The sequence below is a fragment of the Sorangium sp. So ce394 genome (genome assembly GCF_051474665.1).
Lineage (GTDB): Bacteria > Myxococcota_A > Polyangia > Polyangiales > Polyangiaceae > Sorangium > Sorangium cellulosum_D.
Window position 1 is genome coordinate 4,323,308 of the sequence record NZ_CP150339.1, and the last position, 12,762, is coordinate 4,336,069.

Here is a 12,762-nt window from a genome sequence, read left to right on the forward strand (position 1 = left end):
ACGTTGAGCGGTTTTTGCAATTCCACCGCTTCGGCCGCTCGATCGAGCGATCGCGGTCGTATCGTGCGCTGGGCCCGCTGCGATGTCGCGGCGTCCCGACTCGGCCGTTGCCTTCGGGGGGGACGCCACGATGTGCGGGTCGTCATGGCGTCTCTGGCATCGACGACGCGGCGCCGCGCTCTCTCCCTGTCGGACTCGCGATCACCCGGCGCGTGCGCTCTGGACGAGGGCGAGCGTGAGCAGGGCGGCGGACGCGAGGGCCGCGAGCGCCCGCGCGGTGTTCCACGTCGTCCACGCGGGGACGTAGCGAGCCCACGTCTCCGCGGCCGCCGCGGCCTCCGGCGAGACCCGCTCCAGCGCGTCGTTGAGCGGCACGTTGCGCACCATCGTGACCAGGAACGTGCCGACGAGGTACAGCGCGCCCCCGGCGATGCGGAGCGCCGAGCCCGCCTCCGACCAGCGGAGCATCGAGACGATGGCGAGGATCAGGCACGCCCCCGCGGTCCCCACGAACACGCCAAGGAACGAGCGATTCAGCACGACCACGTTGATCGACTGCATCGCCGCCATGCCCTCGGCCGGCGGGAGCCTGGCCAGCGCGGGCATCACGAAGCTCGAGAACGCGAAGAACACCCCCGCGATCAGCCCACACCCGAGCGTCGACGCGAGGGTCAGGAAGAACAGCGCTTGCGGGATCATCGGCTTCACACCCTCCATCTGGCTCGGTCATGGCTGTCGACGTGCGGCCCGGGGCGCCGCGGGCCGGCGTCCGGCGGCTCGCTTGCGCGGGGCGCCACCTGCTTTCGGCGGGCGGGGCTCATCGCGCTTGCCGGGGGCCTGCTTCGCGAGCCAGGCGTCGATGGCGGCGAGGATCTCGGCGAGCACGCTGTCGGCGGTCCGTCCGGCGGATTTCAGGAGCTCGAGGGAGTGGTCGCCGCCCTCCACCACATGCAGGCTCGCGCGAGCGCCGAGGCGCTTCAGCACCGGCCGGAGGAGATCGAGGCTGCAGAGCGGATCGCGGGTGCCCTGGAGGAAGAGCATCGGCGCCTCGATGGCCGAGAGGTGCTTGTCGCGGAGCGCGGCGGGCTTGCCCGCGGGGTGCAGCGGGTAGCCGAGGAAGACGAGCCCGTCGCAGGGGACGCCGCGCGCGGCGAGGAGCGAGGCGATCCGGCCGCCCATGGATTTGCCGCCGATCAAGAGCCGCTGGGGCTTGTCTTTTCGCAGCCGCGCGATCGCGGCCTCGTATGCCATCTCGAGCTTTTCCGGCCTGTCGGGCGCCCTGCGGCCGAGCTCTTTGTAGGGGAAATTGAAGCGCAGCGCCGTGTGTCCGCGGTCCTTGAGCCCCCTGGCGACGTCGACCAGGAGCTGCGCGTGCATGTCGCCGCCGGCCCCGTGGCCCAGCACCACGGCCACGCCGGAGCGCTTCGCGCGCGCGGCGGGCGCGTGGAGCACGCCCGAGACGGCGCTGCCGTCGGGGAGGGGGATCGAGAGGGCTCGCTCGGGCATGGAGCCGTCATGCCATGGTCGAGGGGCCGGCGTCGAGGGCGGCGCAAGGGCGGGCGCGGTGCGGGCCGCGCCGTGGGGCGGGCCTCGACGGGAAGGGTTGGCGCTATTTCCCTCGGAAGGGGGCGCGCCGGTAGGCGCGGCGAGATACCGTGGCTCTCGGGCGGGCGGCAGGCGATCGAGGGTGCATCCAACGACGGATCAAGCGACGGAGAGCTGGGGGGCCGCGGTCATACCTTTGATGACGGTGCGATCATCCCATCGGTTGCATGAGGATGTGTCGAATTCCAAATGTATCACGGTGGCAGCTCGTAAGGCCCCCTCGCAGTCCCAACGCGCAGCCTGAGCGTGCCTTTTTCTTGGTCTCGTCCGCGCGGCGTGCCAGCCTGCGCCCGCCATGCGAAACCGATTCGATCGGCTGGCAAAGGACATCGCTCAAGAGGGGCTCACGCCGATAGGCAAGGTGGTGACCAACGCCGAGGTCGTCGGAGACGCGCAGCATGCGGACGTGTGGTACGAGCCCGACCCGGCGCGCGCCTCGGGTCGAGAGCGGCTCGGGCTCCTTGGCCGCATCGCGGCGACGGCGTGCACCATCGAGGCCTACAGCGATACGCCGAGCGTCGAGGAGGCGCGCGCGTGCGTGGAGAAGCACCTCGCCCTGTGGCGAAGGAGCTCGGCCCGTAATCGCGAGGCAGAGCCCCCGTTCCTCTGGGTATTGTCGACTGGCCGTCCCACGGCCGTGCTCGACGGCCTGCGGGCGGAGCCGATGGCCGGCTGGCCCGCGGGCGTGTACGAAGGACCGAGCCTGCTGCGGGCCGCCGTCGTCGTGCTCGGCGAGCTGCCCCGCGTGCGCTCGACCGTGCTGATCCGGCTGATGGGCGGTGGGCGCGTGTTGCGAGAGGCGATCGAGGACTTCCGCCAGCTGCCGAAGGATGCGCCGGAGCGCGCCATCGCGCTCGGTCCTCTGCTACGCTTCCGCGCGGAGGTCGAACAGCGCGGGCCGGCGACGCCGGAGGAAGAGGAGTTCGTGATGACCACCGAGGAGCTCGTCGAGCAGTTCATCGAGCAGGGACGCACACAGGGGATGGCGCAGGGAGTGGCGCAGGGGATCGCCCAGGGAACCATCGCGCTGTACGAAGCTCGTTTCGGCCCCATGCCTCCATCGCTGCGCTCCGCCGTCGAAGCCATGCGCGACCTGCCGACGCTCCGGACATGGCTCGTCCTCGCCGGCACCGGGACGCGCGACGAGGTGCACGACGCCCTCTCCGCCGCTCCCCCCGCGCGTTCGTCCTGACCGCCGCGCGACGACGCCATTCCATCCCAGCGCGTGCGTTCCTGCCTTCGCCGCCCCGCTCCCCCGGCGACGGCTCCCGGACAGCGCATCCTCCACCGCATACGGACGCCCTACGGCCGGAGCCGCCGCAGCGCCTCCAGCGCCTCGCGCAGCTCGCGCTTCCCCCGCTCCACCAGGTCGCCGTGGCCGTGCCGCGCGGCCCAGGGGAGCGCGACCCCGACGTTCATCGCCTCGTACGCGGCCGCCCGGAACGCGCTGGCCCGCGTCTGCGGCGGCCGGCCATACGCCTCCCAGAAGCGATCGTAGAGCGGCCGGTTATCCGGCGACGCGGACTTCGACAGCACGAACATCGTCCAGTCGGCCATCGGATCGCCCCAGAACGCCCGATCGGCGTCGATCACCCCGACGATCCTGGGCCCCTCCGCCCCGCGCTCGATCAGGAGGTTGAACAGCCACAGATCGCCGTGCAGGAGCCGCGGCTCCCGGATCTCGTCGAGCACGGCCGCGCCCCCGCGGATGATCTCGATCGCCGCGGCCATCTCGGTCACGTCGAGCGACGCCCCTGCCATGGTTCGCAGCGAGCAGGCCAGGCGGTACAGCACCGCCTCGCTCCACGCGGGAAACTCGGGCACCGGGAACGGCCCGCCGAACGCGGAGCCGGCCGTCCCGTGGATCGTCCTCGTGATGCGGCCGAACTGCTCCCAGAGCGCCAGCGACTCCGCCGGCGACAGCGCGTCGGCCACGTCGTCCCAGCGCTCGCCGGGGAGCAAGGTCTGGAACACGTAGTCGCGATCGATGAGCTGGCGCGTGAAGTCCGCCGCCAGCGTCCGCGGCGCCAGCGTCGAGAGGCCGGCGAAGTACGGCTGAACGTGCAGCTCGCGGCGCATGAGCGCCGCCTCGTCCCACGACAGCGCGGCCGAGTCCGGCGGCGCGACCCGCAGGATGACCCGCCGCTCTTCGACCTGCGCCGGCGCCAGCGAGACCAGGTACGTCGTATTGAAGGTGCCGCCCCCCAGCTCCCGGGCGGACGCGACAACGGCGCTCTCCCCGAACGCGCGCCGGCACATCGCTGCGATCTGCTCCGCCGTCAGCGCACGATGCGCGTCCGCGGGCGCACGTTCGATCGTCGTGAGCTCCATCAAATATCCTCGCAGGTCGCGGAGCGCGGGGACGCCGGAAAGGGCAAGGGGTCGAAGGGCAGGGGGATCTCGTCGCGAGCCTCGACGCGCGCCGGAGCATCCCCGCCGCGCGGCCGCGCGTCAACGTCGCCCCCTCGCCGGCGCCTCGCGCGCCGCCACGGTGCGAGGTGACGGCGCGTCCCTCCGCGGCTAAGCTCCCGCCCGTGCCGAGCCCCCGGAAGAACCACCTCCTGCGCAGCCTGCCCGCGCTCACGCTCGCAGCGCTGACGGCGATCGCCGGTCCCGCCTGCGTCAGCAAGCCGACGATGCAGCTCGATCACGCCGAGATCACCGGCATCCGCATCGGCTTCCCGCCGAGCCTCGGCGTCCTCATGACCGTGGTCGTCAACGTCCACAACCCGAACTCGTACGACGTCGCCGTGCGCGCCGTCCGCGGCCAGGTCGTGCTCGCCGGCCGCTACCCGCTGCCGGTCGACTTCCGCGCCGACGGCGACGGCGTCTGGCTCCCCTCCGACCGCACCACCCAGGTCCGGGTCCCCATCAGCATCCCCGTCGATCTCGGCCTCCAGCTGGTCCGCGAGTCGTTCGCCACGCCCGTCATCCCGTACCGCTTCAGCGGCCGCGCGGACGTCACGGCCACGCGCACCTTCCGGCTCGAGGCAGACGACTACTCGGTCGACGACCACGGCGTCTTCTCCCGCCAGCAGATCGAGCTCGCCCTCGGCATCCTGCGATAGGCTCCGCGGCGCAGAGCGCCCGACGCCCGCGAGCAGGCGGCCGCCGGGCGCGCCCCCACGACGCAACGAAAGACGGTGGCTGCATGAGCGGCGTGATACGAGCGACGACCCTGGGACGCTACGGCAGGCTCGCGAACGGCAATGCCTATTGCGACGATCCGCAGGAGCCCGACCACGTGAGGGCCGATGGAAGGTGGACGATGACCGGTGCCACGGCGGCGGACGGCATCGTGATGTGGTTCTGGGCGTGGGAGAGCGTGCCAGGCGTCGAGAAGCGCAAGACAACCTATCCTGGATGACCTGAGTCCGCATCGCGTCGAGCCTCGCCACGCGCCGCTCGCGCCCCGGGCGGCGCGCCTCTCTGCAACGATCCAACGACGGAACGACGGAACGACGAACGATGGACAGGGGCCGACCTCAGGGCTCGCCCCGAGCCCTCTGCCTGCCTGAATGTCCATCCGTCCGTAGATCGCTTCGCCGCGCCCCCGCGGTTTCTGACACGGGTCTCGAGAAAAAAATCGCGGCCTCGCAGGGGTCGAGTCGTCCGGCGAGACCCTGCTTCGATTGACGGCCGTGTTGCGCGCGTCTATCCGTGTGCGTTGATGCCATCGATGTCCCCCTCGCCCGCGCAGCCGTGGACGCCCGCCGACGGCCCCTGGCGGGAGCCCGGGGCGGCGGCGGCGACCTCCGAGGCGGCGCTCGCGCTGATCGCGCGGGCCGTGGGCGGGGAGCCGGCGGCGGTCAGGGCGCTCGTCGATCTGCTCACGCCCACCATCCAGGAGCGCGTCATGCGGCCGCTGCTCCGCCGCCGCCGGGCAGCGGGGCACCGCGACGTGCGGCAGGAGGTCGAGGACATGACCCAGAGCGTGTTCCTCGCGCTCTTCGCGGACGGCGGGCGCACGCTCCGCCAGTGGGATCCGGCCCGGGGGCTCTCGCTCACGAGCTTCGTCGGGCTCGTCGCCGAGCGCGAGGCGTGCTCGATCCTGCGCAGCCGCCGCCGGAACCCCTGGACCGAGCAGCCCACCGAGGACGACGCGCTCGAGCGCGTCGACGGCGCGTCCGTCTCGCCCGAGCCGGCGGCCATCTCGCGCGAGCTGCTCGCGACCCTCGCCGTGCGGCTCCGCGACCGGCTGAGCGAGCGCGGGCTCGAGCTGTTCTATCTGCTGCTCGTCGACGAGCGATCCACCGAGGACGCGTGCGCCCTCACCGGCATGACGGCGGACGCCGTGTATGCGTGGAGGAGCCGCATCGGCCGGCTGGTCCGGCAGATCGCCGCGGAGCTCGCCGCCGAGGCAGAGGCGCCGGGACGGGCGCCCGCGGCAGACCCAACCACCCCGGAGCGCGCACGATGACCGACAGGGACGAGGAGCTGCTCAAGGCGCTGGCGAGCGCCGCGCGCGCGGAGGATCGGGCGAGCGATCCGCGCTGGTCGGCGAGGGTGCACGGCGCGCTCGCGCAGGATGAGCTCGACGCGCTGGAGGCGCTCGCGCAGCGGTCGGCCGAAGACCGCGAGGCCTGGGAGGCGTCGCGCCCGCTGGACGGCGAGGCGCGGGCGCGGATCGCCGACAGGATCCTGGCCGGGCTGCAGGCGAACGGAGCGGAGCGCGGCGCGCAGGCGGCGAGCGAGGGCGGGGCGGCGGTGAGCACGAGCGGGCCGGCGGCACGCGCAGGTGCGCCGGCGGCGAGCGTGCCGCTTGCGGAGACGACCGGCGCGCCGCTTGCGGAGACGACCGGCGCGCCGCGGTCGGCCGCGAGCTCCCAGGCAACCTCCGCGGGCCGGGTGATCCCGCTGGCGGCTGCGCCGGGTCGCCGGCGCTGGCTCGCCGCCGCGGCGGTCCTGGCCGCGGCCGCGGCGTGGGTCCTCGTCGCGCGCCTAGGTCCCGGCCACCAGGGCAGCGCCACCGGAGACCCGGGCGCGCTGGCCCTCCTCGATGCGCCCGCCCCGGTGCCCGACTACGCCGTCTCGATCGCGGGCGGCGAGGCCGGGCAACGGTCCGCGAACGGCGACCCCGCCGCGCCCGAAGTCGCGCGCCTCGGCCCGGGGTCGAGGCTCGAGATCGCCCTCCGGCCCGCAACCCGGGTCGAGGGCCCCGTCGCGGTGCGCGCCTTCCTGATCGCGGGGGACAAGGCGCTCCCCTGGGACGTGCGCCCCGAGGTGTCGGCGCAGGGCGCGGCGCGCATCGCCGGCGACACGGAGGCGCTCTTCCGCGGGGTGCCCGAGGGCGAATGGGAGATCGCGATCGCGATCGGGCGGCCCGAGGCGCTGCCGGACAGGCCCGCCGAGCTCGCGGACGGGCCGCCGGGCGAAGGCGAAACCCCCAACGCATTCCGCGTGTTGCGCCTCAAGGTGCGCCTGCTCCCCGGCGCGGCGCCGCCGCCGCCGCCCGCCCCGCCGCCGCAAACTCCATGAGCCGCCGCCGGGCGATCCGGGCCGCCGGGCTCGGCGCGGCGCTGCTCGTCCCGGCGCTGCTCGGCGCGGCGGCGCTCGTCTCCCGGAGCGGCGCCCCCGGCGGCGCGGCCCCCTCCGGCGGCGCGCGCGACCAGCCAGCGCCCTCCGCCGGCGACGCGCGCGACCCGGCGGCCCCCGCGGCGCCACCGCCGCCCCTGGAGGTCGAGTTCGCCGGCTGCGGCGCCGTGCTCGCCGGCCCCGCCTGCGCCCTGCCCGACGATCGCGCGATCCGCCTCTGGATCAAGGCGCCCGAGGGCGCGCGCGTCGCCGTCGAGGCCGGCGCGACCCCGATCCCGCTCGACGGCGCGCCGATCCAGGGCGGCCTGCTCGTCCGGGTCCCCGTGCCCGACGGCGCCGCGGCCGTCTCGGTGACCGCCGAGCAGAACGGCGCGCGCGCGGTCGTTCGTCTGCCGCTGCTCCCGCCCCTCGCCGCGCCCGCGCTGGCGCAGGCCGAGGCGCTGCGCCGGCAGGGCCGGCTCGACGAGGCGGCGTCGGCCCTGGGCGGCCTCGCGTCGGGCCAGGACCCCACCCTGACGGCCCTGGCGATCGGCAAGCTCGCGCGCGTGGATCTCGCCCGCGGGCGGATCCCGGAGGCGATCGCGCGCTTCGAGGCCTCGATCCGGGCGCACCGCGCCGCCGGGCGGCTGTCCGACGAGTTCCTCGATCGCTTCGCCCTGGCCTACACCCTCCTCTACAACGGCCGCAGGTTCGCAGAGGCGCGCGCCGCGCTCGACCCGCTCGCGCCGCTCGAGGCGAGCCACCCGGAGGGGCGCGCGCTCAAGCCGTACTACGCCGCGCTGCTCTCGTTCGAGTCCGGCGACCTGCGCGCGGCGCTCCGGCAGCTCGACGCGTCGGCCGCGGCCGCCGAGCGCCTGGGCCTCCGCGACCACCGGCGCCACGTCCTGCAGAAGCGCGCCGAGGGCCTCCAGCTCCTGGGTCGGCCGCTCGAGGCGCAGGCGCTCCTGCGGGAGGTGGAGGCGTCCCTCCCCGCCGGCAGCCCGCCGTGCGAGCAGGCCGCCCTCCAGAACAACCTCGGCTGGGGCGCCCTGCAGGTGGCGTGGGCGAGCGCCTCGCCCTGGGCGAGCGCCTCGCCCGGGGAGCCCGTCGCGGACGCCGAGGCCGCGCTCGAGGCCGCGCTCACGCTGTACGGCGGGCCGTGCCCGAGGCCGGCCGAGCGGGCGAACGCGCTCACGAACCTCGCGCTGGCGAAGCTCGCGGCGGGGCAGACGGCGCGGGCGCGCGCGCTCCTCGGCGAGGCGCGCCGGACCGACGCGAGCCCCGACCCCGGGGTCGCGATGTACTGGCTCGACATCGAGGGGCGCCTCGCGCTCGACGGCGGCGACGCCGCCGGGGCGCTGCGGCGGTACGAGCGGCTCGCCCGGCTCGCGGAGGCGAGCGCGCTCGCGGAGGGGCGCTACCGGGCGGCGCTCGGCCGCGGGCAGGCGCTCGAGGCCTTGGGCCAGCCCGATCGCGCCCTCGCGGCCTACGAGGCCGCGGAGGCGCTGCGCGGCGAGCTCAGCCTGCTCGTGCCCCTCGGCGAGGGGCGGGGCGCCTTCCTCGGCCGCCTGGAGGAGGGCGCCCGCCGCGCGGTCGATCTCCTGCTCCAGCGCGATCCGGCCCGCGCCCTCGCGGCCGCCCGGCGGTCGCGCGCCCTGGCGCTCGCGGCGCTCCGCTGGGTCGACCGCATCGCGTCGCTGGACGGCGAGGCGCGGGCGCGCTGGGAGGCCGCGCTCTCGGCGTATCGCCGCGAGCGCGCCGCCCTCGACGAGGAGGGCCGCGACGACTGGCGGCTGTCCTCGGGCGAGCTCGAGGCGGCACGGGCGGCACGGGCGGCGCGCGGCCGGTCGATCCGGGCGCGGTTCGACGAGGCGCTGCTGCTCGTGCGGCGCGGGGAGCCGGCGGCGGCGGCGCCCGCGGAGGCCCCGCGTCTGGACGAGCGCGAGCTGATGCTGGCCTTCCACCCGATCCGCGCGGGGTGGGCCGGCTTCGCCGTCACCCGGGACGGCGTCGCGGCGCGCCGGCTGCCGGCGATCGATCCCGCGGCCCCCGCCGCGACCCTCGCCGCGCGGCTGCTCGGGCCGTTCGAGGCGCCGCTCCGCGCGGCCGGGCGCCTGCGCGTCTCGGCCTACGGCGAGCTCGAGCGGATCGACGTCCACGCGCTGCCCTGGGACGGCGCGCCGCTCGTCGCGCGGATGCCCGTCGTCTACGGCCTGGATCTGCCGGGCGGCGCCGCCACGGAGGTCGCCGGCGCCGGCGCGGCGCGCGGCGCGCTCGTGGTCGCGGATCCGCAGCGCGATCTGCCTGCGGCGCGGCGCGAGGCCGACGCGGTGGCCGCGGCGCTCGAAGGGCAGGGGCGCGCGGTGGAGCGGCTCTCGGGCGGCGTGGCCACGCACGCCGCGGTCGCCTCCGCGCTGGAGCAGCCCGGGATCGCGCTGTTCCACTACGCGGGCCACGGCTTCTTCGGCGGGATCGACGGCTGGGACAGCGGCCTCCCGCTCGCCGGCGGGGGCCAGCTCGCGGTGAGCGACATCCTTTCGCTGCGGCGAGCGCCGGCGCAGGTCGTCCTGTCCGGCTGCGACACGGCGCGCACCGGGGCCGCGCCCGGGGCCCGGGGGCTCGGGCTCGGCCTGGCGCAGGCGTTCCTCGTCGCCGGCGCCGGGTCGGTGATCGCGGCGACGCGCCCGGTCGACGACGCGCTGGCGGAGCGGATGATGGTGGCGCTGGTCGCCGCCGGGCAGGAGGACCCCGGCGCGCAGCTGCGCGAGGCGACGCTCGCGGCGCTGCGCGCGACCCCCTCGTCCGACTGGGCGAGCTTCCGGGCGCTGGTGCCGTGAGCGGGCCGCGGCAGGCGCATCGCGGCCGCTCCGGCGCCGGGGGGAGCCGCGGAAGGATCCGGCGCGGCGGCGCGTATCGATCGCGGGTCTCAACCATCCAACCCCGCGAGCCTCGGGGCCGCGCAGCGGGATCGACCCGCTGTGCGGATCGAGGAGCGCCGGCGATCGGCGGGGGACACGACGGTCCCAGGCCGGGCGCCACGGAGGATCTCGCCATGATTCGGAACAGCCTCAGAGCAGCTGGTCTCCTTTTCGCCGCGGGCGTCATGTCGGCGCTCGGCATCGCCACCACCGACGCGATGGCGGCGGAGCGAGCGTCGACGGTGCGCCACGGACCGGCGACCAACGATCCCAACCCCGTGGTCACCCCGTGCGGCGCTTGTTACAGCATGCGGGACCGCCGGCTCTATGTGTCCCTCGAAGCCATCGGGAGCGCGAAGGCGATATCGCTCGAGCTCGATTTGCTGCGCGACGGCAAGTCGGCCTATGGAGAGCAGCTGGCGCCGTACCGCGTGGCGAACGGTTACGTGGAGTACCTGGTGCCGCAAGCGCCGACCGAGGACGTCGGAGGGGGCAGGATACACTGGGTGACCTCGCAGGGGAGGTTCCGGACGATGACGGTCATCGTGGCTGCCGGCGGCGAGGCGGAGTAGAACAAGCGATCGCGCGAGGCCGGGCGCGGGCTCTCGCGCCGGCGAGCAGGGGACGACGAGGACGACCGTCGAGCGAGCGCCAGGAGGAACCAGGGATGATTCTGCATCGCATCAAATCAGCTGGTCTGTTTCTCGCCGGGGCCGCCGTGGCGGCCCTCGCCTTCGCGGGCCCCGAGGCCGCGGCGTCGGAGACGGGGCCTTCGGACCTGGAGATCCCGCCGGACATCCAGCCTCCCACGACCCCGTGCGGCGCCTGTTACAACATGCGGAGTCGGCTGCTCTACGTGTCGCTCGCCAAGTTCGACAAGATACCGGCGGTCGTCCTCGATCTCTACGAGCCGGACGGCGGCGGCGTGGGCACCTATGGAGCGCTGAAGCCGGTCCAGGTCAACACGCTCTATGCCGTGTACTACGTGCCGCAAGGGCCGACCAAGGACGTCGGCTCGGGCGTGGTGCGCTGGAAGCACCCCTACGGCTACGTCCGGACCGAGGACGTCACCGTCGATGATCCCGAACCGCAATGCGATGAGTAGCGCGCGCTGGCTGGCCGGCCGGCCGGCCGGCCAGCCACACCGACGCTGAGCTCGACTCCGTAACAGCGGCGCGCCCGCGCCGCGCTCATCTCCCTTCCTCTCACGTTCTCCAGCCATCCACGCTGGTGGTGGCGTCAGCCCTCAGGTGGAGGCTCCAACCTCCACGTGGTGCGACGCGCCTCGGCGCGCGGGGCCGCTCGGGACATCGCGCCGGACGCGCGCTCACCGGAGCGGCGGTGCTCCGCGCCACGGGCGGCCCCGGAGCGCCGCTGCGATTCCCTCCAGTCCAGGGTTCGCGGCGCGGCGTTCCGCGAGGGCAGCACGGGATGCGCGGGCTTGCGTCAGATTGCGCCGTCCTTGCTCGACTCGTCGTCCAGGCTCGACCGGAGGGGTCCGCCGGCTCCGCGGCGCGCCGCGGGTCCGCCGGCGGGCTGAGGCGTTGGCCACCGACTTGCTTCGAGTCGCCGCCGACCCGTCGCCGCCGCGACACCCCGAGCGCCAGCGCGGCCCTCGCGGAGGCGACGTCCGCACCGCCGCACGAGGCCCTTCGCAGCCTCGGAGCCGGCGCCGGTACCGGAGTCAGCGTCGGACCCCGGCGGCCACGGCACGTGAGAGACATGAATCACGCCCTTTCGTCGTGATGAGGAGCGTTCATCGTGGATGACTGTCAACCCGGTTTTCTCGCGATCGATCCGGAGATGCGGCGCCTTCGGGAGGCCCTGGAGACCGTGGCCCCCACGCCGCTGCCGGTCCTGATCCTCGGCGAGACAGGGACGGGCAAAGAGGTCGTGGCGGAGTGGATCGCCGGCATGTCGCGGCACCCGCGCGAGCGGTTCGTGAAGGTGAACTGCGCGAGCCTGTCGGAGTCGCTCGTCGAGAGCGAGCTCTTCGGCCACGAGCGCGGCGCGTTCACCGGGGCGGTGGCGCCGCGCGAAGGCCTGTTCGAGGCCGCCCACGAGGGCACGCTCTTCCTCGACGAGGTCGGGGAGCTGTCCCCGCGCACGCAGGCGAAGCTCCTCCGCACGCTGGAGTACGGCGAGATCGTCCGCGTCGGCAGCACGCGGCCGCGGCGCGTCGACGTCCGGGTGATCGCGGCGACGCACCGCGATCTCGAGCAGATGGTGAGGGACGGGGACTTCCGCCAGGACCTCTATTTCCGCCTCAACGCGGTCACGCTGCGCATCCCGCCGCTCCGGGCCCGCATCACCGAGATCCTCCCGCTCGCGGAGCTCTTCGCGGCGCGCCTCGCGCGGCGGCTCGGCCGCCCGGCGCCGCGGCTCGCGCCCGAGGCGACGGCGGCGCTCCTCGCGCACACCTGGCCGGGCAACATCCGGGAGCTGCGCCACGTGATCGAGCGCGCGGTGGTCATGTCCAAGGGGGGGCCGATCGTCGCGGACCACCTGATGCTCGAGGCGCCGCGCGCGCAGGCCGAGGCCGGGATCCGAGGCGACCTGCGCACGTTCGAGCGGGACCGCATCGTCGCCGCGCTCGACCGGACCCGCCAGAACCAGACGCGCGCCGCCGAGCTGCTCGGCGTGTCGCGGCGCACGCTCACCAACAAGCTCAACGCCTACGGCATCGCGCGGCCCCGGAAGAAGGTCGCGCTGGAGGGCTGTTGAC

Annotated in this window: 12 protein-coding genes; 9 read left to right on the top strand and 3 right to left on the bottom strand. The window is 74.8% G+C overall.

Annotated elements, in window-relative coordinates:
* Nucleotides 1-201 precede the first annotated feature (201 nt).
* The gene (locus WMF33_RS16045; RefSeq protein WP_437337948.1) at nt 202-699 is read right to left on the bottom strand and encodes an anthrone oxygenase family protein; all 498 of its coding nucleotides are present in this window, start codon (nt 697-699) and stop codon (nt 202-204) included.
* A gap of 27 nt (nt 700-726) precedes the next feature.
* Complete coding sequence (locus WMF33_RS16050) at nt 727-1,506, bottom strand: alpha/beta hydrolase family protein (RefSeq protein WP_437337949.1); 780 nt, start codon at nt 1,504-1,506, stop codon at nt 727-729.
* Between the two features lie 394 nt (nt 1,507-1,900).
* Between WMF33_RS16050 and WMF33_RS16055 the strand changes: the two genes are divergently transcribed.
* Nucleotides 1,901-2,797 (top strand): hypothetical protein, encoded by an 897-nt coding sequence (locus WMF33_RS16055; RefSeq protein ID WP_437337950.1) that lies wholly within the window; start codon nt 1,901-1,903, stop codon nt 2,795-2,797.
* 110 nt (nt 2,798-2,907) lie between these two features.
* On the opposite strand, the gene WMF33_RS16060 is transcribed toward WMF33_RS16055, so the two are convergent.
* The gene (locus tag WMF33_RS16060; protein ID WP_437337951.1) at nt 2,908-3,936 is read right to left on the bottom strand and encodes a phosphotransferase family protein; all 1,029 of its coding nucleotides are present in this window, start codon (nt 3,934-3,936) and stop codon (nt 2,908-2,910) included.
* Between the two features lie 203 nt (nt 3,937-4,139).
* Between WMF33_RS16060 and WMF33_RS16065 the strand changes: the two genes are divergently transcribed.
* The 8 genes from WMF33_RS16065 (at nt 4,140) to WMF33_RS16100 (ending at nt 12,761) form a co-directional block, all read left to right on the top strand.
* Complete coding sequence (locus WMF33_RS16065) at nt 4,140-4,673, top strand: hypothetical protein (protein ID WP_437337952.1); 534 nt, start codon at nt 4,140-4,142, stop codon at nt 4,671-4,673.
* Between the two features lie 83 nt (nt 4,674-4,756).
* The gene (locus WMF33_RS16070) at nt 4,757-4,972 is read left to right on the top strand and encodes a hypothetical protein (RefSeq protein ID WP_437337953.1); all 216 of its coding nucleotides are present in this window, start codon (nt 4,757-4,759) and stop codon (nt 4,970-4,972) included.
* A 312-nt stretch (nt 4,973-5,284) separates the two neighbouring features.
* Nucleotides 5,285-6,025: an RNA polymerase sigma factor gene (locus tag WMF33_RS16075; protein WP_437337954.1), complete on the top strand. Its 741-nt coding sequence runs from the start codon at nt 5,285-5,287 to the stop codon at nt 6,023-6,025.
* The gene (locus WMF33_RS16080) at nt 6,022-7,083 is read left to right on the top strand and encodes a hypothetical protein (RefSeq protein ID WP_437337955.1); all 1,062 of its coding nucleotides are present in this window, start codon (nt 6,022-6,024) and stop codon (nt 7,081-7,083) included. Before WMF33_RS16075 ends, WMF33_RS16080 begins: the two co-directional genes overlap by 4 nt.
* Entirely contained in the window at nt 7,080-9,956 is a 2,877-nt protein-coding gene (locus WMF33_RS16085) for a CHAT domain-containing protein (protein ID WP_437337956.1), read from the top strand. The genes WMF33_RS16080 and WMF33_RS16085 overlap by 4 nt, the downstream gene beginning before the upstream one ends.
* Nucleotides 9,957-10,171: 215 nt before the next feature.
* A complete protein-coding gene (locus tag WMF33_RS16090) occupies nt 10,172-10,609 on the top strand; it encodes a hypothetical protein (protein ID WP_437337957.1) in 438 nt (145 codons plus the stop codon).
* A gap of 95 nt (nt 10,610-10,704) precedes the next feature.
* Nucleotides 10,705-11,142 carry a hypothetical protein gene (locus WMF33_RS16095; protein WP_437337958.1) on the top strand — a complete coding sequence of 146 codons (438 nt, stop codon included), beginning with the start codon at nt 10,705-10,707 and terminating at the stop codon, nt 11,140-11,142.
* 656 nt (nt 11,143-11,798) lie between these two features.
* Nucleotides 11,799-12,761 (top strand): sigma-54 interaction domain-containing protein, encoded by a 963-nt coding sequence (locus WMF33_RS16100; RefSeq protein ID WP_437337959.1) that lies wholly within the window; start codon nt 11,799-11,801, stop codon nt 12,759-12,761.
* Nucleotide 12,762: the final 1 nt, after the last annotated feature.